17 protein-coding genes are annotated in these 23,357 nt (G+C 72.1%); 9 read left to right on the top strand and 8 right to left on the bottom strand.

The window, feature by feature from the left end; all coding sequences use genetic code 11:
- Positions 1-4: 4 nt before the first annotated feature.
- Together EV372_RS02810 and lexA are read right to left on the bottom strand one after the other, a co-directional pair.
- Positions 5-1,093 carry an alpha/beta hydrolase family protein gene (locus EV372_RS02810; RefSeq protein ID WP_130394723.1) on the bottom strand — a complete coding sequence of 363 codons (1,089 nt, stop codon included), beginning with the start codon at positions 1,091-1,093 and terminating at the stop codon, positions 5-7.
- A gap of 108 nt (positions 1,094-1,201) precedes the next feature.
- Entirely contained in the window at positions 1,202-1,921 is a 720-nt protein-coding gene (lexA, locus tag EV372_RS02805) for a transcriptional repressor LexA (protein ID WP_013154341.1), read from the bottom strand.
- A 655-nt stretch (positions 1,922-2,576) separates the two neighbouring features.
- Between lexA and nrdR the strand changes: the two genes are divergently transcribed.
- Together nrdR and EV372_RS02795 are read left to right on the top strand one after the other, a co-directional pair.
- A complete protein-coding gene (nrdR, locus tag EV372_RS02800) occupies positions 2,577-3,080 on the top strand; it encodes a transcriptional regulator NrdR (protein ID WP_026338404.1) in 504 nt (167 codons plus the stop codon).
- A 107-nt stretch (positions 3,081-3,187) separates the two neighbouring features.
- Entirely contained in the window at positions 3,188-7,237 is a 4,050-nt protein-coding gene (locus EV372_RS02795) for a vitamin B12-dependent ribonucleotide reductase (protein ID WP_130394722.1), read from the top strand.
- Positions 7,238-7,301: 64 nt separating this feature from the next.
- On the opposite strand, the gene EV372_RS02790 is transcribed toward EV372_RS02795, so the two are convergent.
- Positions 7,302-7,607, bottom strand: coding sequence for a hypothetical protein (locus EV372_RS02790; protein WP_130394721.1), 306 nt, complete (start codon positions 7,605-7,607; stop codon positions 7,302-7,304).
- Positions 7,608-7,894: 287 nt separating this feature from the next.
- On the opposite strand from EV372_RS02790, the gene EV372_RS02785 reads away from it, so the two are divergent.
- Both EV372_RS02785 and EV372_RS02780 read left to right on the top strand, forming a co-directional pair.
- Positions 7,895-9,691, top strand: coding sequence for an SPFH domain-containing protein (locus tag EV372_RS02785; protein ID WP_130394720.1), 1,797 nt, complete (start codon positions 7,895-7,897; stop codon positions 9,689-9,691).
- Entirely contained in the window at positions 9,692-11,167 is a 1,476-nt protein-coding gene (locus tag EV372_RS02780; RefSeq protein WP_130394719.1) for an SPFH domain-containing protein, read from the top strand.
- A 145-nt stretch (positions 11,168-11,312) separates the two neighbouring features.
- On the opposite strand, the gene EV372_RS02775 is transcribed toward EV372_RS02780, so the two are convergent.
- From EV372_RS02775 to EV372_RS02765, 3 genes are all read right to left on the bottom strand, one after another.
- Positions 11,313-11,504 (bottom strand): hypothetical protein, encoded by a 192-nt coding sequence (locus tag EV372_RS02775; RefSeq protein WP_013154335.1) that lies wholly within the window; start codon positions 11,502-11,504, stop codon positions 11,313-11,315.
- 209 nt (positions 11,505-11,713) lie between these two features.
- Positions 11,714-12,370, bottom strand: coding sequence for a hypothetical protein (locus tag EV372_RS02770; protein WP_130394718.1), 657 nt, complete (start codon positions 12,368-12,370; stop codon positions 11,714-11,716).
- Positions 12,371-12,448: 78 nt separating this feature from the next.
- The gene (locus EV372_RS02765; RefSeq protein ID WP_130394717.1) at positions 12,449-13,021 is read right to left on the bottom strand and encodes a DoxX family protein; all 573 of its coding nucleotides are present in this window, start codon (positions 13,019-13,021) and stop codon (positions 12,449-12,451) included.
- Between the two features lie 206 nt (positions 13,022-13,227).
- On the opposite strand from EV372_RS02765, the gene EV372_RS02760 reads away from it, so the two are divergent.
- From EV372_RS02760 to EV372_RS02745, 4 genes are all read left to right on the top strand, one after another.
- On the top strand, positions 13,228-13,926 hold the full coding sequence (locus EV372_RS02760; RefSeq protein WP_130394716.1) for a ribonuclease HII: 699 nt from the start codon (positions 13,228-13,230) through the stop codon (positions 13,924-13,926).
- A gap of 192 nt (positions 13,927-14,118) precedes the next feature.
- On the top strand, positions 14,119-16,590 hold the full coding sequence (locus tag EV372_RS02755) for an AAA family ATPase (RefSeq protein WP_130394715.1): 2,472 nt from the start codon (positions 14,119-14,121) through the stop codon (positions 16,588-16,590).
- Between the two features lie 41 nt (positions 16,591-16,631).
- Positions 16,632-17,366 (top strand): nucleotidyltransferase family protein, encoded by a 735-nt coding sequence (locus EV372_RS02750; protein WP_130394714.1) that lies wholly within the window; start codon positions 16,632-16,634, stop codon positions 17,364-17,366.
- Between the two features lie 47 nt (positions 17,367-17,413).
- Positions 17,414-18,211, top strand: coding sequence for a tyrosine-protein phosphatase (locus tag EV372_RS02745; protein WP_130394713.1), 798 nt, complete (start codon positions 17,414-17,416; stop codon positions 18,209-18,211).
- A gap of 40 nt (positions 18,212-18,251) precedes the next feature.
- On the opposite strand, the gene EV372_RS02740 is transcribed toward EV372_RS02745, so the two are convergent.
- Both EV372_RS02740 and EV372_RS02735 read right to left on the bottom strand, forming a co-directional pair.
- A complete protein-coding gene (locus EV372_RS02740; protein ID WP_130398718.1) occupies positions 18,252-19,868 on the bottom strand; it encodes a hypothetical protein in 1,617 nt (538 codons plus the stop codon).
- 199 nt (positions 19,869-20,067) lie between these two features.
- Positions 20,068-20,355 carry a hypothetical protein gene (locus EV372_RS02735; protein ID WP_130394712.1) on the bottom strand — a complete coding sequence of 96 codons (288 nt, stop codon included), beginning with the start codon at positions 20,353-20,355 and terminating at the stop codon, positions 20,068-20,070.
- A gap of 569 nt (positions 20,356-20,924) precedes the next feature.
- On the opposite strand from EV372_RS02735, the gene EV372_RS02730 reads away from it, so the two are divergent.
- Positions 20,925-23,003, top strand: coding sequence for a SpoIIE family protein phosphatase (locus EV372_RS02730; protein ID WP_130394711.1), 2,079 nt, complete (start codon positions 20,925-20,927; stop codon positions 23,001-23,003).
- Positions 23,004-23,357: the final 354 nt, after the last annotated feature.

Below are 23,357 nucleotides of genomic sequence, written 5' to 3'. Positions count from 1 at the left end.
GCGGCTACCAGGCCGCGCCCAGGAACTCCTCCAGGGCGGGCGCGACCTCCTCGGCGAAGGGGCGCTGTTCGTCCAGGACCGTGGCCCCGGGCTCGTCCCGGTAGCGGCGGAAGATGTGGTCGGTGTCGGGGACGTCCACCCGTCGCGCGCCGTCCAGACCGGTCATCAGCCGGTCCACGTCCTGCCGGGAGACCTGCGCGTCCTGCTCCCCCCACAGCACCAGCACCGGGGTGCCCCCGGGCAGGTCCTCCGCCAGGTCGACGGGGTCGAAGGCGTCCATGTAGGCCAGGAAGTCCTCGTTGACCGGGGTGTAGACACCGAACACGCCCCCGCTGGGCATCTCCACGTCGCCGAGCGAACGCCCGGACCTGATCGCGGCCCGTCCGGCGCGGGCGTCGGAGAGCAGCTGGACCACCTGCCCCTCCTCGATCTGGCCCGAGGCCTCGACGGTACGCATCTGCTCGGTGAGCTGGCGGTCGATCAGGTCGAGGTAGCGCGTACCGGGAGGCGCGGCGAGTACGAGTGCGGGGGAGGGGTGCTCCGCACCGATGAGCTCGTGGGCGCGCAGCGCGTACAGGGCGCCCTCGCTGTGCCCGACGACGACCACCCGCCCGGGGTCCACCTCGGGCTGGGCGACGAGTTCCTCGTAGGCGGCCGCGACCTGCTCGTCGAAGACCACGGGGTCCACGGGTGTGATTTCTCCGGGACCCGGCGTCTCGAAGTCCGGACCGCTGCCGTACTTGTCGTAGCGCAGCGAGGCCACCCCGACCCCGGCGAGCACCCGGGACAGGTTCTGGTTGGTGTCGGCGTTGGGGCGCACGGAGCTGTTGCCGTCGCGGTCGGTGGGACCGCTGCCGGAGATGATGAGCGCGCCCGGAACGGTGCCGGAGACGTCCTGGGGCATCCGGAAGGTGCCGGACACCTCGTGCCCGCCGCCCTCGAAGGCCACCTCGCGCTCGACGCCGCCGGCCCCCGGCGCCTCGGCGGCCCGGTCGTCGGCGGGGGCGCAGGAGGCGGTCAACAGGACGGCGCTCGCCGCACCGAGCAGTGCGGTGCGCCAGCGGGCGGCGGGGGAGGAGGCACGTGTGAACACCTTCTCAGCCTAGCGGCCCGCGCCCGTCGGCCCCGCGCCGTCCACAGGGGGAAGCGCCCCCGATCCCTCCGAGGGGAGAGGGACCGGAGACGCGGGTACGCGGGCGCTTCAGACGCGGCGCATGACCGCGACCACCTTGCCGAGGATGGTGGCGTCGTCGCCGTTGATCGGCTCGTAGGCCTCGTTGCGCGGCATCAGCCACACGTGGCCGCCCTCCTCGCGGCGCAGTACCTTGACTGTCGCCTCCTCGTCGAGCAGCGCCGCAACGATGTCGCCGTTGTTGGCGTCCTGCTGCTGGCGCACCACCACCATGTCACCGTCGGTGATGGCGGCGTCGGTCATCGAGTCGCCGACCACGGTGAGCATGAACAGGCGCCCCTCACCCACCAGCTGGCGCGGCAGGGCGAGCACGTCCTCCACCGACTCCTCGGCCAGGATCGGACCACCGGCGGCGATCCGGCCGACCAGCGGCACGGCGGCGGCGCGCGAGAGGTCGATGTCCTCGGGCACCAGGGTCCGCCCCGATGCGCGCCCGGGCGTGCGCAGCTCCACCGCGCGCGGCCGGTTCTGGTCGCGGTGCAGGTAACCCTTGCGCTGGAGGACCTTGAGCTGGTGCGCCACGCTGGACGGGCTGGACAGGCCGACCGCTTCCCCGATTTCCCTTATCGACGGGGGGAAACCCCGCTCCCGGACATAGCGCTGGATGCAGTTCAGCACGCTCTGCTGGCGCGCGGTGAGTTTGGGGGCTTCGGGCGTGGACCCGCCCGTGTTCTCCGCTGGTGCGAGAACGGTGGCGGTGTCTGCGGTTCCGGGATTCTCCTCCGGCACGGCCGGGCCTCCTCGGCATTCGGTTCGGTCAGGGCCTGCTTGTGTGACTGGCCACCCCCGGTCCGCGACCGTGCCGACCTGGGGGTCCACGTGATGGCGAAACCGGTGTGAAATCAAGGTCAACTTTAGTCGTTGCACACGGTGATATCAAACAAGCGTTCGAGGCTGGGGACAATTGCCGTCGCGCGTATTCGCGGACAATTTCCGGCCTGCACTTACGTGTGTACACGCGTTCACGCGCTGTTGTCCCCGGAATGCGCGAACGCGTGTCCGTGACAGCGGTTCCGGCCAGGCACGGGGGTCTTATCCCGGGGCGTGGGCTCGACCGAAATCCCCGCGGCGCCGGGCTTCCGACGCCCGCCACCGGGGCGCGGGGGCTCCGGTCGGCGACGCTATCCTTGAGCGCGGTGCCGGGCCGCCCCCCGCAGCGATCCGCCCGCGCCGACCTCCCCGCCCCACCCCGTCGCCGCGGACCGCGATGCCGCGCGGCCCTTCGGCCGTGTCCGTGACACGCCCGTGCCAGGGTTGCGGCGGGTCGGGAAGAAGTCTAGGTTCGACCACAACATCTGGTGTGGCGACAGGGGCAATTGCCCAGAAGTTGTGGTTTAGTGGTACCTAGGCGTTGTCGTTCGGTGAGAGAAGCAGGTGAACCAGGGTGCACTGTCCGTTCTGCCGCCATCCGGACACCCGGGTGATCGACAGCAGGTCCACCGACGACGGCGCGGCCATCCGACGCCGCCGGTCCTGCCCTGTCTGCGAGCGCAGGTTCACCACCCAGGAGACCGTCCTGCTGATGGTGGCCAAGCGCTCGGGGGTCACCGAGCCCTTCAGCAGGACCAAGATCATCGCCGGGGTGCGCCGGGCCTGCCAGGGCCGCCCCGTCTCCGAGGACGCCCTGGCCAAACTCGGCCAGCAGGTCGAGGAGGAGATCCGCGGCCGCGGCCTGGCCGAGGTGCCGGCCCACGAGATCGGCCTGGCCATCCTGGGGCCGATGCGCGACTTGGACGAGGTCGCCTACCTGCACTTCGCCAGCGTCTACCGAGGCTTCGAGAGCCTCTCCGACTTCGAGGCCGAGATCGCCAGCCTGCGCCAGGACCGCGAGGCCGAGACCGACGGGGGCGCCGGGGCCGGCGGCCGGAGCGGCGCCGCCACGGGCTAGCGCCCCTCGCGGCCGCACCCCGACCGCGTACGGGACCACACCACCCCCGGGACAAGGACGCCGGGCACGGTCGGTGACCGTGCCCACGAGTGAGGGGAGACCCGGCGATGACGGAGACCGCCAGCGGTCCGGCCGGACGCAGGAGCAAGGGCAACCGCAAGGGGATCAAGGTGAGGCGCGTCTTCACCACCCCGGGCACGCACCCCTACGACTCCCTGGAGTGGGAGCGCCGCGACGTCGTCATGACCAACTGGCGCGACGGCACGGTCAACTTCGAGCAGCGCGGGGTGGAGTTCCCCTCCTCCTGGTCGATGAACGCCACCCAGATCGTGACGAGCAAGTACTTCCGCGGCGCGGTGGGCACCCCCGAGCGCGAGTGGAGCCTCAAACAGCTCATCGACCGCGTCGTCGGCGTCTACACCGAGACCGGCCGCGAGCACGGCTACTTCGCCTCCGCCGAGGACGCCGAGGTCTTCGACCACGAGCTCAAGCACGCCCTCGCCCACCAGCTGTTCAGCTTCAACTCCCCGGTGTGGTTCAACGTCGGCACGAGTTCAAAAGCCCAGGTCAGTGCGTGTTTCATCCTGTCCGTGGACGACACCATGGAGTCGATCCTGGACTGGTACAAGGAGGAGGGGATCATCTTCAAGGGCGGGTCCGGCGCGGGTGTGAACCTGTCGCGCATCCGCTCCAGCAAGGAACTGCTCTCCTCCGGCGGGACCGCCTCGGGGCCCGTCTCCTTCATGCGCGGCGCCGACGCCTCGGCCGGGACCATCAAGTCCGGCGGCGCCACCCGCCGGGCCGCCAAGATGGTCGTACTGGACGTCGACCACCCCGACATCGAGGACTTCGTCGAGACCAAGGCCCGCGAGGAGCACAAGATCCGTGCCCTGCGCGACGCCGGGTTCGACGTCGACCTCGGCGGCGACGACATGTTCAGCGTCCAGTACCAGAACGCCAACAACTCCGTGCGGGTCTCCGACGCGTTCATGCGCGCCGTGGAGAGCGGCTCCGACTTCGGCCTGACCTCCCGCACCACCGGCGAGGTCGTCGCCACGGTGGACGCCAAGGAGCTGTTCCAGCGCATGGCCAGGGCCGCCTGGGAGTGCGCGGACCCGGGTATCCAGTACGACGGCACGATCCAGGACTGGCACACCACGCCCGAGAGCGGACGCATCAGTGCGAGCAACCCGTGTTTTCCGGCTGATCAGCGCGTGCTGACGGATCGCGGACATATACCGATCGGTGATCTGATCAAGCGCGCGGCCCGAGGCGAGACCTTCGCCGTGTACACCAACGACATCACCGCTGAGACGGACGCCCAGAACGCTGTGGTGGCGACGATCCCCACCCAGTACATGGTCACGGGGACCAATGAGATCCTCGAACTGCGTTTCTCTGACGGCTCTCTCCTGCGCTGCACCCCCAACCACCGTCTGTGGACCGAGAACCGCGGCTGGGTGCACGCTGAGAAGCTGCTCTCCGATGACCGAGTCGTCCGTTCCTTCCAGTACGCGCCTCGTTCGAACCCGGCGCTGCGGATTCCCCGTGCGGCGCTGGAAGCCGTACGGACGGTGGCGGCCTTGCCGAGCGTCCGTCCTCTGTACCTGCCGGAGAAGTGGGACGAGGATCCCGACCTCGCGCACTACCTCGGCTGGCTCGTGGGGGACGGCTCAGTCGGTGATCAGGCGGTGGTGACCGTCTACGGTACGGCTGAGGAGCAGCAGAACGTCCTTCCTCGGCACCAGGCGCTCATCGAGCGCCTCACCGGGCACCGGAGCAAGCCGAGCCTCCAGCCGAACGGGACCCAGCAGCTCAGAATCACGCGTCGCACGATGGTCGAGTTCGTCCGAGCCCTGGGCCTGGGCGCCCGCGCGGAGGACAAGTCAGTGCCGCCGTCGCTCTTCGAGGCACCCGAGGAGACCGTGCTGGAGTTCCTCCAAGGGCTGTTCGACGCAGACGGGTGCGCGGTGGACCAGAAGGCCAACGGAACGCGCTACATCGGTCTGGGCAGCCGTTCGGACCAGCTCCTGCGCGATGTCCAGGAACTCCTCGCCCCGTTTGGCATTGCCAGCCGTGTCTACAGGACATCCGAGGGCAAGCCGGATTCGTTCTCCTACACTCGCAAGGATGGGTCCACGGTCACCTATGGCAGTGACGGTCCGTTCTTCGACCTGCGGATCTCGGCCCAGTCCATGCAGGAGTTCTCCGCCCTCGTCAACTTCTCCCTGGAGGGAAAGAGCGAGAAGCTCCGAGAGGCGCTGGACTTCCGCCGTATGTACAGGACGAGGACGACTACACGCCTGTTCTCCAGGCGTTCCGCGGGATTCGAGACCACATACAACCTCACTGAGCCGCGCAACCACTCCTACATCGTGGGCGGCACCGTCGTCGCCAACTGCTCGGAGTACATGTCCCTGGACGACTCGTCCTGCAACCTGGCCTCGATCAACCTGCTGAAGTTCCTGCGCGAGGACGACACCTTCGACGTGGAGCGCTTCACCGCGCTCACCGAGCTGGTCATCACGGCGATGGACGTCTCCATCACCTTCGCCGACTTCCCCACGGAGAAGATCGGCGAGACCACCCGCGCCTACCGGCAGCTCGGCATCGGCTACGCCAACCTGGGCGCCCTGCTCATGGCGACCGGCCACGCCTACGACTCCGAGGGCGGGCGCGCCGTCGCCGCTGCCGTGACCTCGCTGATGACCGGTACCGCCTACCGGCGCAGCGCCGAGCTGGCCGGGGTGGTCGGCCCCTACGACGGCTACCGGCGCAACGAGCGGGCCCACAAGAGGGTCATGCGCAAGCACGCCGCGGCCAACGACGACCTGCGCACCGTCGGAACCCTGGAGGAGCCGATCCACGCCGCGGCCACCCGCGAGTGGGCCGAGTGCCTCAGGATCGGCGAGCGCAACGGCTGGCGCAACGCCCAGGCGAGCCTTCTCGCGCCCACGGGGACCATCGGCTTCATGATGGACTGCGACACCACCGGCATCGAGCCGGACTTCTCGCTGGTCAAGTTCAAGAAGCTGGTCGGCGGCGGCTCCATGCAGATCGTCAACCAGGCCATCCCGCGCGCGCTGGGCAACCTCGGCTACCAGGACGAGCAGATCGAGGCCGTCGTCGAGTACGTCTCCGAGAACGGCCACGTCGTGGACGCGCCCGGCCTGCGCACCGAGCACTACGAGGTGTTCGACTGCGCGATGGGGCTCCGCTACATCCGGCCCATGGGCCACGTGCGGATGATGGCCGCGGTGCAGCCCTTCCTGTCCGGCGCGATCTCCAAGACGGTGAACGTGCCGGAGGAGGCCTCGGTCGAGGACTTCGAGCACATCTACTTCGAGGGCTGGCGGATGGGCCTGAAGGCGCTCGCCGTCTACCGCGACAACTGCAAGGTGGGCCAGCCGCTGTCCAGCGGGGGGACGAGGGAGAAGGCGGCCGAGCCCGAGGCGGAGGCCGTCGAGGCGCCCCGTCCGGTCCGCCGCCGCCTGCCCAAGAAGCGCCCGAGCGAGACCACGTCGTTCTCCGTGGGCGGGGCCGAGGGCTACATCACCGCGGGCTCCTACCCGGACGACGGCCTGGGCGAGGTGTTCATGAAGCTCGGCAAGCAGGGGTCGACCCTGGCCGGGGTGATGGACGCCTTCTCCATCGCGATCTCCATCGCCCTGCAGTACGGGGTCCCGCTGGAGACCTACGTGGAGAAGTTCACGAACATGCGGTTCGACCCGGCGGGCATGACCGACGACCCCGACATCCGCATGGCCCAGTCGGTGGTGGACTACATCTTCCGCCGCCTGGCCCTGGACCACCTGCCCTACGAGGAGCGCGCCGCGCTGGGGGTGCTGTCGGCCGCCGAGCGCCAGGCGCAGGTGGCGGGCGAGGACCCCGCGCAGGTCGCCACCCAGGTGGAGTCCTACGCCCAGTCCGCCGCCACTCGCGGGGCGGACGCCTCGGAGGAGGCCCCGGCGGCCTCCGCGCGGGAGCCGCGCGCGGCGGCGGAGCGGCCGACCCGGGCGCACTCCACCGCGGAGCTGATGGAGGGCAAGGGTTTCGTGGCGGACGCGCCGCTGTGCGTGACCTGCGGTACCAAGATGCGCCCGTCGGGCAGCTGCTACGCCTGCGAGGGCTGCGGGGCCACCAGCGGTTGCAGCTGACCGGCGTCGGGCGGACGGTTCGGGGAGGGGGAGCCGCACCCCTCCCCGTCGCCCCGGTCCCGCGTCAGCCGCGGTCGCAGTCCCCGGAGGCGGCCGCGACCGCGGCGGTCACGGCGGTCACCCCCAGCACGGCGGGCCAGGCGCCGACCTTCTTCGCCAGCGGGTGGGAGAGCCCGAAGGCCCCCACGTACACGCCGGTGAGCGCGACCGCCGTGCCCGCCCCCGAGCGGCGGCGCCAGGTCTCGAAGGCCGCGGCGCCGAACGCGGCCAGCACGGCTCCGCCCAGCGGGCGGTTGCCCGTCGTGCGGGCCACCGCGTAGCCGCCGATCAGGCCCGCGGTGGTCAGGACTGAGCTGGGTACTGCGGGCATGGACGGTGTCCCCTCTCGCTGCGGCCGGAGCCGGTGTCCGCGTGTGCCGACGACGTTATCCGCCGTCCGGCGGCGGTGCGATCCGGCCCGCCCGGACCGGTCCCGCGCGTGAGTGCCCCCGTCACGTTCCGGTCTACAGCCCTGGGTTCCGGACGCCTCTCATGACAAGGTTGGTGCTGTCCGCTACGGCCCCTCCGGTCACGGAACAGGTCCCCACCTGGAACCGGACCGCGGTACGCGACGTCGTAGCCGATAGTTCCCGACCTCCGACCAAGGAGCCCATGCCTATGTCGTTCGCGCAGACCGTGCGCGGCGCGGCCGGTGCCGTCGCCCAGGGGGGCGATCCGCGCCAGGCGGTGTCCGACGCGCTGCAACAGGCCACCGAGGGCGGTGGCCTCGACCCCCGGGACTTCGTCGCCGCCCGTGAACAGGGTGACTCCGTCGGCACCCGCATCGAGCAGAAGAGCACCTCCCTCAACAACGCGGGCGAGGCGATCAACCGCAGCTACTACGAGCGCGGCGACGGCGGGCCGGTCCACGTGATCTGCCCCATGGTCATCCCCCGCGGACGCACCTTCGTGACGATGCTCCCGGCCATCGCGCTGGTGGCCCTCGGTGTGCTGGGCGCCGTCACCGTCCTGGTCCCCCAGGCGGTCAGCGGTGGCAACCCCCTGCTCAACCCCGTCTTCGGCGTCCACTACTGGCTGATCACCATCGCGGTGGCCGTGTTCATGTGGTGGCGCCAGGGCATGGTGATGGTGCCGGAGGGGTGCGAGGCCATCGTCACCCGCTTCGGCAAGATGGAGAACGTCTTCCAGGCCGGGCGGGTCACGCTCTTCAACCCCTGGAAGCGCGTCTCCTACATCGTCAACACCACCCGCGAGTACCCCTTCAACGCGCCGATCCGCTCGGCGCCCACCAAGAGCGGCGTGCAGGCCTCCATCGACCTGTTCGTGCAGTTCAGGATCGTCAACGCCACCGACTTCGTCTACACGCTGGGCGGTGTGAACGGCTTCCAGGAGAAGCTCAACAACGCGATCAGCGAGACCACGCGGAGCCTCATCTACGAGCAGCAGGCCTCGGCCATCTACGACATGGTGGGTGACAACACCCAGAGCCTGGTGGAGCAGCTCAACCGCCAGTTCAGCGGGATCGTGGAGCTGACCAGCGCCAACATCACCCACGCCGAGCCCTCCAACCAGGAGTACCGGATGGACCTGGCGGCGCCGGAGATGGTCCGCGTCGCCAAGGACGCCTACACCTTCGAGTACGAGCTCCAGCTGCGCAAGGAGCAGAACGAGGGCGACCTGAACAAGGAGCTGGCGACCCTCAACGAGACCCTGTCCGCGATCCAGGCCGACATCGCCCAGTACCAGGCGCAGATGGACACCGCCCTGGAGCGCGAGACCAACCGGGCCCGCTCCCTGGCCCACCAGCGCTTCGTCGAGGCCCAGTCCGAGGCCAACGCCAACGCGGCCCTGTTGCAGGCCCAGGCCCTGGACATCCGCGCGGTGAGCGCCGCCGACGCCCCCGAGATCCTCAACTACCGCTTCCGCGAGACCCTCCTGGACAAGCTGGAGGCGGTCGCCGACAGCCTCCCGCAGGTCCTGCGGATCGGGTCGGGCGACGCCGCCAGCGTCGACTACCTGCGCATCGCCCAGGAGATCATCGGCCAGGCCGACACCGCCCTGTTCTCGCAGGAGGACATGGACGCCCTCCGCTCCCGCCTCGGCGACATCCGGGGCCGCATCGCCGAGCGTGAGCAGGAGATCAGCGCGCTGGTGCGGGACGCCGACGGCCCCAGGGCCGAGCCGGGCCGGGGCGAGGACCCGGGGGAGGAGCTGGTGGAGGAGATCCGCCAGTCCGTCTCCGAGCAGGCCATCGACGAGCGCATGTCCGAGGCGCCCCAGGGATCCCGGGAGCCGCACGGTCGGCACGAGGCCCCGCGGGAGCAGGACCCCGCCGGGCCGCCGGTCGACGCGCCGCCGCCCTCGGACGCCCCCCACCGGTCCCTGGAGGACCCGCCCCCGCCGCCGTGGTCGCGCGGCACCCAGGGCTTCGGCCCCGACGAGGGAGGTCAGTAGATGAGCCTGTCAGTGAACGCCGGAGGCGGCTCCAGCATCAAGGAGTCCCTCGCCTCGTGGGGCGACCTGGCCGGTCTGCTGCGCGGCGGAGACCAGGGCGCGATCGTCCCCGTGGTCATCCCGCGCGACAACCGGGGCCTGCGGTGGACCTTCCTGGTCTGGTTCGGCCTGTTCGCCCTGTGCTCGGCGCTGATGATGGCCCTCAACGCCTCGGCGGGCGGGTTCTTCCTCGGGTTCGCCTACGTCGTGCTGGCCGTGCCGACCCTGATCGTCGGCGTCCTCAGCATCGTCGCGGCGGGCCTGTGGTGGTGGCGCAGCTCGATCATCGAGATCGAGGAGGGCACGCACGGCATCCTCACCAAGTACGGCGCGATCGTGAAGCCGATCGGGCCGGGCCGCCACTACCTGTGGCACCCGTGGTCGCGGGTGGACTTCGTGGTGGACACCCGCACGGAGATCCCCTACACGGCACCGGTCCTGGCCTGCCCCACGCGGGAGAACGTGCCGCTGAAGTCGATCGAGTTCTTCCTCAAGTTCCAGATCACCGACCCGATCCGGTTCGTGACGATCATCGGCGCGAGCAACTTCGACCTCGTGCTCTCCAGCGCGGTGCAGGACGCCATCCGCCAGCGCAGCCGCCTGGTCAACACCGAGTCCGCCTACGACCTGCGCGGTTCCAACGTCGAGGACATGCGCCGCCTGCTCAACGGGCAGCTGGAGAAGTACGGTGTGCGCATCACCGGCTGCAACATCCCCGACGTGCAGCTGCCCAGCCAGTACCAGCAGCACCTGTCCACCCGGGAGCGGGTGGCCAAGGAGCTGGTGGCCTACGAGCAGGAGTGGGAGCTGACGCGCAAGCGCCGGATCGACACCCTGCTGATGGACATCGAGCGCTCCAAGAAGACCCGTGACGCCAAGATCGTCGAGGTCAACGCCTCCCTCAACAAGGCGCGCAAGGACGTGGCGCAGATGCTGGAGGAGCAGGAGACCGAGGCGCAGCGGGTGCGCTACGAGATCGAGACGCGCGGGCGCGCCGACCTGGTGGCCGCCGAGAACGAGGCGAAGGCGCAGGAGCGCCTGGCCACGGCCTACCGGGACAACCGGGCGGTGCTGGAGTACGAGCTGGCCCGTCGCCGTCTGGACGTGGGCGCCACCCTGGCCGGGCGCGCCCCGCGTCCGGTGGTGGTGCAGACCGAGGCGGGCGCGGGGGACGGTTCGGCGCTGTCGACGCTGCTGACCGCGCAGCTGCTGCCCCAGGTGATGGACGGCCGGGGCGCGCGGGCGCCGCTGGGCGGCTCGGGCGGCTCGGGCGGTTCCGGCGGGGCCAGGGAGGTCCTGGACTCCGCGCAGGGAGCGGTCGCCGCGGCCGCCGAGCGCCAGCAGCAGCTGGCCGACGAGTACCAGCGCCAGCAGGGTGCCGCGATGCGTGAGCAGTTCGAGCGCGGAGAGGGGTACGGCGGGCAGGGGCGCCGCTGACCCGGCGGCTCCTGACCCGCGGACCGGCCGCGGGGCAGGAGCCGGACCCAGGGGAGGGGCCCGCGACCGGGAGCGGTCGCGGGCCCCTCCTGTGTGTCCGGGGCCCAGAGGGGCGGGAGAGCGTGGGCCCTCCCCTGGCCGGTGCTCAGGCCACAGGGGAGAGGGAGGAGTAGCCCCCGGCGATGTCGATCCCGTTCCGCGCGGCGATCTCGACCAGGTCCTCGACCTCGCCCGCCTGCGCACTGGCCAGGTCGTCGTCGCCGAGCGCGTGGGCGCGGCGCAGCGCGGTGATCGAGTCGTGGATGCGCACGTGCAGGGTGAGCGCGAACTCGCGCATGGGGCCTCTCCTCAGGGTTGGCGGCGCTGCCGGGGAGGGAGGACCTGACGGCTCTCCCCGGGGGGCGTCTCCTTGTGTACCCGGCGAGGGTGAGAGCAGGGTTGGAGGGGGACAAGGACCGGCAAGGTGAGGGTCAGTTTCCGGCGGTAAGGACGCGGCCGCCCGCCGCGCGGCGGCGCGGCGGGCGGGTCACGGGTGCGGGGCGCGGTCTAGTGGTTGACCCAGACGTACCAGTCGCCCGACACGTGTTCGTAGATCCTGGAGCCCTGCCCGGGGACGAAGACGCCCTCGGGGATCGGCTCGGTGCTGTGCGCCAGGCCCGAGGGGCTGAACAGCCCCGAACCCTCCACCGCGTAGTGGGTGACGCCCTCGTACGCCGAGACGCTGCGCAGCGAGTACAGCCCCGCCCGTTCGCCGTTGAGCGGGATGGAGGTGCGGCCGTCGGTGTCCTCGCGCAGCGAGAGCAGCTGGTCGGAGGAGGCGCTGATCCGGCTCTGGAGCGGGACGTCGGCCACGGCCAGGCCGATCGCGGCGGCGGCGATCACCGGCGCGGACACCCAGCGCAGCCAGTAGTGGCGGATCATCGGCCGGGCCACCGCCAGGGCGATGCCCAGGCGCAGCGCGCCCATCCCGGCGAGCAGCAGGCCGCCCACCAGGCCGATGAAGAACGTGGGCAGGTGCCCGCCGGGCACACTGTCCTCGAAGAGCAGGACCAGGCCGACCACACCGCAGGCGGGGATGTAGAGCCGGCCGGGCGGACGGGAGGCCCAGCTGATCAGTCGCTGGCCGAGCGTCGGCTTCTCCGCGATCTCGATCAGCTTGGCCAGGGACCTGTCAGGGGTCGGGCCGGAAGCTGCGGCGGACATGGCGTTCCCTCCACCGAATCCGTGTCATGGGGACGCGGACCCGGAGCGAACGGGAAGAAGGGGCCGCAAGGGGCCGCGTCACAGTCGATACGGCCGCCGAAGCACGGCCTGCTCCACAGGATAGAGCAGTGGCGGCGCGTGTTCGGGGAGACGCGAGGAAACACCGCCGTTCCTCCCCCGGGTCGCGGGCGGGTGACGGCGGTGTTTCCGGTGTCGCACGCCGACGCGCGGTGAGAGGACGAGGTGGTCCCAGGACCAGCGTCCGCCGCTCACGGCCATCAGTACGCACACCGCCGTGACCAGCGACGTCGTTCCCCACGAGGAGAGGGGCGCCGCGTCGGGCGAGCCCGCCGCGAGGGCGCCGAGCACGGCCGCGACGGCGAGCAGGGGGCCGGTCAGCCATGTGAGCAGGCCCACGGCGAAGGCGATCGAGAGCGCGACGAGCAGGGCGGGCAGCGTCCCGGCGACCGGGGACAGTACGCCCAGTCCGACGGCGTCCAGGTGCGCGGCGACCGCGGCCTCCCGGCCGCGCAGCGCGAGCCCGTACTCGGTGAACATCCACCCGACGCCCACCCGGACGAGGGCGGCGACGACGTCGTAGAGGCGTCCCCGGGAGATCCGTGGCCGCGGGTACGGCCTGGCGCGCTGCATGTCCGCTCCTCCCGGGCGGCCGGCGGTCCTGACAAGCGGAAACTACACAAAGTCACGGGCTTTGGCCTGCCGTGGTGTCCGGCGAGTCGCGTGAAAGGGCGCGCGGGGACCGCCTCGTCCGGTTCGGGACCCGGGCGCGCGGGCCGGGGCCTGCCGCGCCCCGGGTCCCGCACGGCGTCCGCGCCGCACGCCCTAAGGTGGACACCGTGCCGACCACATCCGCTTCCCCTCCGCCGCCCGCCGTACCCACCTACGAGCTGGAGGACGAGCTCCGCTCCTCCGGCGCGCGGGTGGTCGCCGGAGTGGACGAGGTGGGCCGCGGCGCCTGGGCCGGACCGCTCCTGGTCTGCGCCGCCGTCCCCGGCGAGGGCGCCCCGCCCCCCGGGCTGACCGACTCCAAGCGCCTGACCCCCAAACGCCGCCGGGAGATCGCCGACCAGCTGCGCCCCTGGGTCGCCGACCACGCCTTCGGCTGGTCCTCTCCCGAGGAGATCGACGAGGTCGGCATGACCGAGGCGCTGCACCGGGCCTCCCGCCGCGCCCTGGACGCGCTCTCCCCCCGGCCCGACGCCGTCATCCTCGACGGCAGGCACGACTTCATCGGCCGCCCCTGGAGGGTGCGCACCTGCGTCAAGGGCGATCTGGCCTGCGTCAGCGTCGCCGCCGCCGCCATCCTGGCCAAGGTCCGCCGCGACGCCCTCATGGCCGAGCTGGCCGCCGACCACCCGGGCTACGGGTTCGAACGGGCCGCCGGGTACCCCTCGCCCGTGCACCGCGCCGCCCTGGCCGAGTCCGGGCCCACCCCGCACCACCGCATGAGCTGGTCCTACCTCGACGACCTGCCCCGATGGAAGCACCTGCGCAGGGTCCGCCCCGCTTCCGGCGGGCAGCTCCCCCTGCTGTGAGCACCGGACCCGCGGTCCCCGGGCGGCCCCCGGCCAGGGGGCACGACACGCGGTCCCGTACTGGACATCCGCCCCACTTGGGGCAAGGCTGTGGCTGTGGACGTCGGCCCCCCGACGCCTCCCGCCCCCGACCCGAACCCCGCCGGTCAGGAGAGCCGACCGCCACGGACCCCCACCCAGGAAGGTTCATGGATGACGCGTGAGATGCGCTCCACCGCCGCCGCGGAGCCGGGACGCGCCTCGGGACTCGACCGCGTGCGCGCCCTCTACCACCGGATCCCCCTCGGCCGACGGCTCGCGTCCGCACTGGTCCTGCTGACCGTGGTCGCCGTCGTCGCGCTCGTCACGGGGGCCTCCGTCTTCGGCGCGGTCACCGCGGCCCTGGTCCTGCTCATGGTCCTGGCCGCCCTCATGCGCTCCGTCGACGCCTTCGCCACCGTCATGGTGTGCGTGCTCTGGCTCGCGGTGGCCGTCCCCCTCTTCCAGATCCCCCTCACCGGCGAACCCGTCACTCTGCTGGTCCTGCCCCTGCCCCCGCTCGTGGTCCTGGCCGCCGGGCGGGCGCGCGAGTTCCCCGTCTGGCACACCACCGTGCTCTCGCTGACCGCCGGGCTCATCGCCGGGTTCTCCCTGGCCCTGGTCGGGCTGGTCGTCGAGCCCTTCGCCGCCTCCTGGGGGATCGCCCTGCTCTACGCCGCCGCGGGCGCCTGCCTGCTGTGGCGGCTGTCGGCCTCGCGTCAGATCCACCGGGAGAGCGAGGCGAACCGGCGCGAGACGGCCAAGTCCATGCCCGTCTCGCGCCGCAACGGCGGCGCGGGCCCCGCGAACGCACCCGGGGGCCGGGACGGAGCCGACGGCCGCACCCGGCCGCTGCGCGCACGCACCGGCAGCGGCTCCCGCGGGGCCTCCGCAGCCGACAGCGACGACGAGCCCGTCCCCGTCGACCAGGCCCTGGCCGAACTGGAGGACATGGTCGGCCTCGACCCGGTCAAACAGCAGGTGCGCGGGATCGCCGCCTCCATCGAGGCGGCCCGCCTGCGCGCCGACGCGGGCTTCCCCGTCGAGCGGCCCCTGCGCCACCTGGTCTTCTCCGGCCCGCCCGGCACCGGCAAGACCAGCGTCGCCCGCACCCTGGCGACCATCTTCCACTCCTTCGGGCTGCTGCCCACCTCCCGCGTGGTCGAGGCCCAGCGGGCCGACCTCGTGGGGGAGTACCTGGGCGCGACCGCCATCAGGACCAACGAGCTCATCGACCGGGCGCTGGGCGGAGTGCTGTTCGTGGACGAGGCCTACTCCCTGGTCAACGAGGGAGACGGCCAGGCCGACCGGTTCGGCAACGAGGCCGTGCAGACCCTGCTCAAGCGCGCCGAGGACGACCGCGACCAGCTCGTCGTCGTCCTGGCCGGGTACGAGAAGGAGATGGACGCCTTCCTGGCCTCCAACCCCGGTCTGGCCTCGCGCTTCGCCACCCGCATCAGCTTCCCCAGCTACACCGCCGACGAGCTGTTCCGCATCGCCGAGTCCCTCGTCCACCAGCGCGGCGACATCCTCGACGGGGAAGCCGCCCAGGCGCTGCGGCGAAGGTTCGACCAGGTGGTCCAGCGCGAGGTGGTCGACGAGCTCGGCAACGGCCGCTTCGCCCGCTCGGTGGTCGAGAAGGCCGCCCAGGCCCGCGACGTGCGCGTGGTCACCGCCGGGGTGGACGGCGCCGAGCCCGCGCCCCGGCCCGAGGCCGAGGACCTCATCACCGTCCGCGCCTCGGACGTGGAGGCCGCCCACCGGGAGCTGACCTCGCGCCTGCCCGGTTTCGGCGAGGCACCCGGCATCGGGGAGGCACTGGCCGAACTGGACGCCATGATCGGCCTGGAGCCCGTCAAGGAGCAGGTCCGCTCCATCGTGGCCCAGCTTCGGGTGGCCAAGCTCCGCGAGGAGCAGGGGCTGCTCAACCAGGCGCCCATGCGGCACTTCGTGTTCTCCGGCCCGCCCGGCACCGGCAAGACCACCGTCGCCCGGGTGCTCGGCCGGGTCTTCGCTGCGCTGGGCCTGCTCGGCCGCGCCGACGTGGTCGAGGCCCAGCGCGCCGACCTGGTCGGCGAGCACCTGGGCGCCACGGCGGTCAAGACCAACCGGCTCGTGGACCGGGCGCTGGGCGGCGTGCTGTTCGTGGACGAGGCCTACTCCCTGGTCAACCCCGGCTACAGCGGCGGCGACGCCTTCGGCTCCGAGGCCATCCAGACCCTGCTCAAGCGGGCCGAGGACGACCGGTCCCGGCTCGTGGTCGTGCTCGCGGGCTACCCGGCGGAGATGGAGCGGTTCCTGGCCTCCAACGCCGGACTGTCCTCGCGGTTCAACGTGCGGGTGCGCTTCCCCTCCTACACCGCCGACGAGCTCACCGAGATCGCCGAGACCGTGGCCGCCCGCACCGGCGACGCCTTCGACGACACCGCGCGCGAGGACCTGCGCAGCATCTTCGCGCACGTGTGCGAGGCCGGGTGGATCGACGAGCTCGGCAACGGCCGCTTCGCCCGCTCCCTGTTCGAGAAGGCGTGCTCCCACCGCGACCTGCGCGTGTCCCAGGAGCTGGGCGAGGCCGCGACCGCCGCCGAACTCACCGTGCTGACCAGCGCCGACGTCCGCAAGGCCTACGCCGAGGCGACGCAGTAGACCCGGGGGGCGCGTACAGGCGTGCTGCTAGTGTCCGGATCATGACCGCTGCACCCGCTTCCTCCTCCGCGTCCCCCGTCACCCAGGCGCTCATCCTCGCCGGCGGCCAGGCCACCCGGCTGCGGCCCTACACCGACACCCGCCCCAAGGCGATGGTGGAGGTGGCCGGACGGCCCATCATCGACTACCAGCTGGAGTGGCTCACCGGCCACGGCGTCGAACACGTCGTCGTCTCCTGCGGCTACAAGGCCGAGGTCCTGCGCGAGCACCTGGAGGCCCGCGAGGGCGGCCCGCGGACCACGCTCCTGGTCGAGGACGAGCCGCTCGGCCGCGGCGGGGCCCTGCGCTTCGCCTCCACCGGCCTGCACGACCCGGAGGCCCCCTACTTCGCGCTCAACGGCGACGTGCTCACCTGGTTCCCCCTGGACGAGATGACCGCCCACCACCGGGAGCGGGGCGGCCTGGCCACCCTGGCCCTGGCCCAGTTCCGTACGACCTGGGGCATCGTGGACGTGGACGACCAGGACCGGATCGAGGGCTTCGCCCAGAGCCCGCTGCTGCCGGTGTGGATCAACGCCGGGGTGTACCTGTTCGAGCCCGGCATCACCCCGCTGCTGCCCACCAAGGGCGACCACGAGTCCTCCACCTTCCCCGACCTGGCCAAGGAGGGGCGCCTGGCCGCCTACCGCATCGACGGCTTCTGGCGCGGCGTGGACACCGCCAAGGACGTCAAGGAGGCGGGGGAGCAGATCACCGCCATGCGCGAGGGCGCCTGACCCCGGCCGGGGAAGAGCGGACGTCGGCTGAGGGGGCGCCGGGGAGGATGGGTATCGTCACCAAGGTGACGAACGACGGTTTCCTCCTCTCCAGCGCCCCCAACTTCCGCGACCTCGGCGGGCACCGCACCGCCTCGGGCCGCACGGTCCGCAGCGGGCTCGTGTACCGCTCCGACGCCCTGCACGCGATCGCCGCGGACGAGCTGCCCGTCTACAACGGCCTGGGCATCCGCCAGCTCGTCGACCTGCGCACCCCGCACGAGCGCGAGACCCTTCCCGACGTCGTCCCCGAGGGCGCCGAGTACGCGGTCGTGGCCGTGCAGGACCCCGAGGCGGCCGGCGCCAACTTCTCCCTGGCCCTGGCCGACCCCGAGAAGGCCCGCCTCATGTTCGCCGACGGCGCCGCCGAGCGCTTCATGCACGGCGTCTACCGCGAGCTCGTGACCGACGCCGAGGCGCTCGCCGGGTACCGCGAGCTGGTCGAGCGGGTGGCCCGGGGCCCGGCGGCCCTGGTCTTCCACTGCAGCGCGGGCAAGGACCGCACCGGCTGGGGCGCCGCCCTGCTGCTCGGCCTGCTGGGGGTGGACCGCGAGGCCGTGGTCGCCGACTACCTGGCCAGCAACGAGCGCCAGGCCAACACCGACGAGTGGATGCGCAGGCTCGCCCGGCACAGCGCCCTGGAGTGGGAGGAGGTCGTGCCCATGACGCGGGTGCGCGCCGAGTACCTGGAGACCGCCTTCGCCCACGTGGACGAGGTCCACGGTTCCTTCGACGCCTACGTCACCGAGGGCCTCAAGCTCTCCGACGCCACCGTCGAGCAGCTGCGCGAGCGCATGCTGGAGTAGGCGCCGTGCGGCGGGGGCGCGGCGCCGGGGCGGGCGCCGCCTACAGCGCGTCCAGCCGGCGGCGCAGGTCGCTCTCGCCCGAGGCGGCGTCCAGCACCTCGCCCAGCGCGGCCAGCACGCCGGGCCGGTCCACACCCCGGTCCAGCATCCGGCGCGCCGCCGCCCACAGGTTCGCGGGCCTGCCGTGCCACAGCCGCCGGGCCAGGCGCTCGTGCCGGTCCAGCTCCCGCTCCCGCTCGGGGTCGTCGCCGGTCACCGGCCGGTACCACCGGTCCTGCCCGCTGGAGTGGCGGCCGCTGTGCGGGGTGGCCGCCTCGTACTCGCCGTAGTGGTCCAGGCGCAGCAGCGCTCTTCGGCCCCGGGCCGTGTCCGGGTCGAACTCCTCCGGCGCCCACGTCACCAGCTCGCTGGCCAGCAGCGGGAACGCGAACATCCGCCGCGCCAGCGCCGAGAAGTCGCCGTCGGGCATCAGCCGCCGCACCGCCTCCTGGCGCAGCCCCAGCGGGCGCGCCGGATCGCGGTAGGTGCGGGTGAACTCCGCGGTGGACTCCCACACCGCGTCCAGCGTCGCGCCCACCGCCACCCTCGGCAGCCCGCCGCGTCCGCCCGCCCAGCGCACCCACGCCGCCAGCACGTGCGGCATGGCCTCCTGCTCCTCGGGCAGCAGCACCACCCGGCCGGGCAGCCAGTGCAGAAGGAAGGACTCCACCTTGCGCGGGCTGACGCGCATCGGCCGACCGCCGTCCACGTCGCAGCCGTGCGCGATGATGTGGTCGGCGCAGCGGCTCGCCGCGTAGGAGTCGGAGAGCTCGGCGGCCTCGTCCGAGGCCAGGAAGCGGGCGGCCAGCACCGCGCGCCGGTCGCGCCGCCACACCGGGGCGGGGAAGGGGTCCACTCCCTCGGGAGGGGTGGGCAGGGACCGCACCCGCGCGTTGGCCAGTGCGAAGTGCGCGGCCAGCGACCCCCCGGTCAGGTCGGAGACCTTCAGTCCCACCGGCTCCACGAGCGCCCCCGAGGCCCGGTCGGCCGACGCGCCCGCCACCACCTGCTCGGTGCGCTCCAGGGCCCGTGACAGCAGGGCGCGCGCCTCGGTCAGCTCCACCTGGGTGAACCGCGCGAACTCGTCCGTCTCGGCCCTGGCCCGGCAGCTCTCCAGCAGCTGCTCGACCTTGGTGGTCACCCAGGCGTCGCGCAGCACGCCGCCGCCGTTGTGGTCCAGGACCAGGATCAGCGCGTGCTCGGGCGGCAGCGAGCCCGGGTGGCCGGGGTGGTCGCCGTCACGGCTGAACACGCACACGAAGTCCTCGGTGTCACCGAACTGGTCGGTGCTGACGTAGACGGCCACCGGCGTGACCTCGCCGAGCTGGGAGGCCCACGCCGGTACCTGGAGGCCGCGCTCGCGGAGCGCGATCATCCCCTGTTCGGCCAGGCTCCGCTGCTCGGACGAGGTGCCCAGGGCGGTGACCGCCGCGAGCACGCCCAGCCCCGCGGGCTTGCCGGAGGCGGTGGCGTGCGCCACCAGGCCCTCGCCGAGCAGCCTCTCCACGTCCACGCCGGGGACCCGCTCCCCCCACCACGTACCGAGCAGCTCGCTGAAGGCCAGCTCGGCGTCGAGGGGGTGGCGCATGGCCAGCAGGGCTCTGGCGGCGCGCAGCATCTCGTCGAAGACGGCGCGGGGAACCGGTTCGGAACCTGGGGACGGAGGCATCGGGGAGGGCACCATCCGAGCGTATGCCAGCCCGGGTGCGCGCTCCTCCGTTCCCGCGCACCGACGGCGGCGCCCCGGCGGCGCAGGGCGCGACCGGGGCGCGGCTCCCGTCGGGGGGAGGCCGCGCCCGTGGCGGTGACCGTCGGGTTCAACGCGGTCGCGGTACGCCCCGGTGGCCGCCGAACAGGCCCGCGGCCGATCTGCGCGCCGGCTTCCTGGCCGGCGGGGAGGGCGGCACGGAGTTCACCATCGCCTCCAGGTGCTCGCGGGCGACCCGCTCGACCAGGTGCGGCGTGACCGTGATGCCCAGGTGTTCGACGCAGTTCCAGGTGTCGCTGACGCAGCGTTCGACACATCGGTGGGACAGGGCACTGAACTCGTCGTGGAGCCGTGCCGAGATCCGACTGAGATCCTGGACCGGGAAGGTCTGGAGCATTCTCGCTCACACCCCTAGCTGGAGATGGCCTGGACGGTGACCTCCACCCATTTCACTTGTTCTGGACGGAGTGTCAACCCCTCTCCCGGCACGCTGTTGATAAAACCTCCGGGAAGCATCGTTTACTCGAACACCACCGTCATCGCAGATCAACAAGGCGAAAAGGGTGTTTCGGGCGTATAACGCCCCTGGTCCCGAGTGGAGAACGCAAACCTCCCGCGAACGCCCATCGCCGGGAATTGGCGGAAAACACGTCGCGGAAAGGCTCCGTCCGCTGTGACGCGACCGGCGGGTGGCTTATTGTTTACCTTCCACGTCCGCGGACGGCCTCCCTCCACGACGGCCGTTGCGTGTGGACGGCTGTGTCTTATGCTTGAGCCGTGACAGCGGCCGAGAGGAGTCATCGAGCGTGACTCCCGGGAGCCGCGGAGCCCCCCGATCACCTTCGGCGCCGCGCGACTTCCGGCTTTCACGCCATGGGCGGCCGGTCGACAGGGGCCGCGCGGCCCAGGCAGCACCCCCCAACGAAACACGGCTGGGGAATCGACGGTTCCGGAGGTGTCGAGCAGTTGAGCGCCGAGACGTCCATTCCGCCACCCCGGGTCAGCAGGGCGGAACTCCCCGACGCGGTCAGATCCCTCCTCACCGACTCCCCGATCGGGTTCGCGCTGCTCGGCCCCGACGACCTCCTCGGCACGATCAACCAGCGCCTGGCCGCCGACGTCCTGGGGCGCTCCCCCGCCGAGTGCCTGGGCCGCGATCCCGGAGACCTGCTGGAGGAGAACAGCGACCGCGACGCGGCCGCCGACCACCGGGCCGGCCTGGCCCGGGCGCGCGAGAGCGGACAGGCCGTCCGCGGGCGCCACCGCGCCCCCGCCGGGCAGCTGTGGGACCTGACCTGGTTCCCCGTCACCGAACCGGACACGGACGAGGAGTACGTCGCCCTCATCGCGGTCCCCGCCGCTGAGGGCGCCGAACCCGTCGACGGCGCCGCGCTGCGCCGCGACGAGCAGCGGCTGCGCGCCCTGTTCCAGGCGGGCAACCAGATCGTCTGGGCCGCCGGGCCCGGCGGAGAGATCCGCGAGGACTGCCCCCAGTGGCGGGCCGTCACCGGTCAGGAGCTGGAGCACTACCTGGGCCGGGGCTGGCTCGACGCCCTCCACCCCGAGGACCGCCCCCGCGTCGAGCGCGCCTGGGAGGACTCCGTCCTCGACGTCACCCCCTTCGACGCCATGTTCCGCGTGCGCACCCGCTCGGGCGGCTACGGCCACTACCGGGCCAGGGCCCACCCGGTCATGGAGGGGACACGGACCGCCGAGTGGGTCGGCACCCTCGCCGACATCACCAACGAGCGCGAGGCCGACGAACTCCGCCAGCGCCTCAACCAGCAGCTCAGCGAGGCGGCCATGCGCACCGCCCGCCTCCAGAAGGCCACATCCGACCTGGCCGAGGCGCTCACCGCCGACGAGGTCGTCAACGCCATGTCCGAGATCGGCCGCTCCGGTGTGGGCGCCGACCACACCTGCGTCGTCCTGCTGGACCGCGACCGCCTGCGGCTGCGCACCATCGCCGCCGCGCACGCCCACCGGCTGCCCCGCTCCACCTTCCCCACGGACCACCCCGACATCGCCGCCCTGGCGGTGGCCGACCGGCTGCCCCGCCTGGCCGCCAACCCGGCCGAGCTGGGCGCGCTGTTCGACGGCGCGCCCGAGGTCGACGAACTCGTCGGGTCCACGCCCGAACGGGCCTGGATCGCGCTGCCGATGATGACCGCGGGGCGCCCCATCGGCGCGCTGCGCTTCGCCTTCTCCACCCCGCGCGAGGTCTCCGACGACGAGCGCGTGTTCCTGGAGGCCCTGGCCGGACAGTGCGCGCTGGCCATCGGCCGCGCCACCCTCTACGAGCAGGAGCACAACACCGCCGAGGAGCTCCAGCGCAGCCTGCTGCCCGAGGAACTGCCCGAGGTGCGCGGCGTGCGCCTGGCCGCCTACTACCGGTCCGGGTCGCAGAACGTGCAGGTCGGCGGCGACTGGTACGACGCCTTCCCGCTGCCCGACGGCCGCGTCGCCGGGGTGCTCGGCGACGTCATGGGCAAGGGCATCCCGGCCGCGGCCGGGATGAGCCGCATCCGCAACGCGCTGCGCGCCCTGGCCTTCTCCATGCCCGAGCCCGCCGACGTCCTGGCCGGCCTGGACCGCATGTTCTCGGCGACGGAGGGTATGGACCAGGTCACCACACTGGTCTACTTCGTGCTCGACCCCGTCACCGGACAGCTCGACCTCAGCAACGCGGGCCACCTCCCGCCGCTGGTCGTGGCGGGCGGCGCGCGGCCGTCACTGCTCGACACCGAACCCGACACGCCGCTCGGGGTCAGCTCCCCGCGGGGTCACCACAAATTCTTCGTCCAACCCGGTAACACCGTCGCCCTGTACTCCGATGGACTGGTTGAGAACCGCAAACGGTCCGTCTACTCCGGACTCGACGAGCTCGTCCACGTGGCGTCCTCGGCCCCTCCGGAGGTGGTGGGCGATCCACAGCAGATGCTGGAGTACCTTGTTGAGAGCATGCTCGATGGGTATGAGCAGGACGACGACGTCACGCTGCTCGCCGTCCAGCTTCCGGTGATCGACTCCGTGCCGGAGCGGTAGTGCCGGTTCGAGGCGAACTGGTGGACGCCGGTCTGTGGCGGACCGGTGCGCACCGGTCCGCGCCGTGCCGGTGAACCGGCGGCAGACCGACGACAGACCGTACGAACAAGTCCATTGCCTTGCCTACAGTGAAGAAGCCGTTCCGCCCCGCGATGCGGGAGTGATCCTCTGCGGGGGAGACCTCCGGGAGCGCATACGCTGGACGGGGACGAACCTGGAGAGCGCATACGCTTGAAAGACCAACGGCTTCCCCGTTCCAGTGGGGACGATCCCAGGCCGCAGGTGGGAGAGGGCGCAGTGCCCGGTCCCGGCCAGGCGGACCACCGGGTCCGACAATCTCGCCACACGTCCGTT

Source organism: Nocardiopsis sp. CNZ308 (assembly GCF_004217075.1).
Note: the sequence above shows the minus strand (reverse complement) of the source record. Positions and strands in the feature narration are given on the sequence as shown.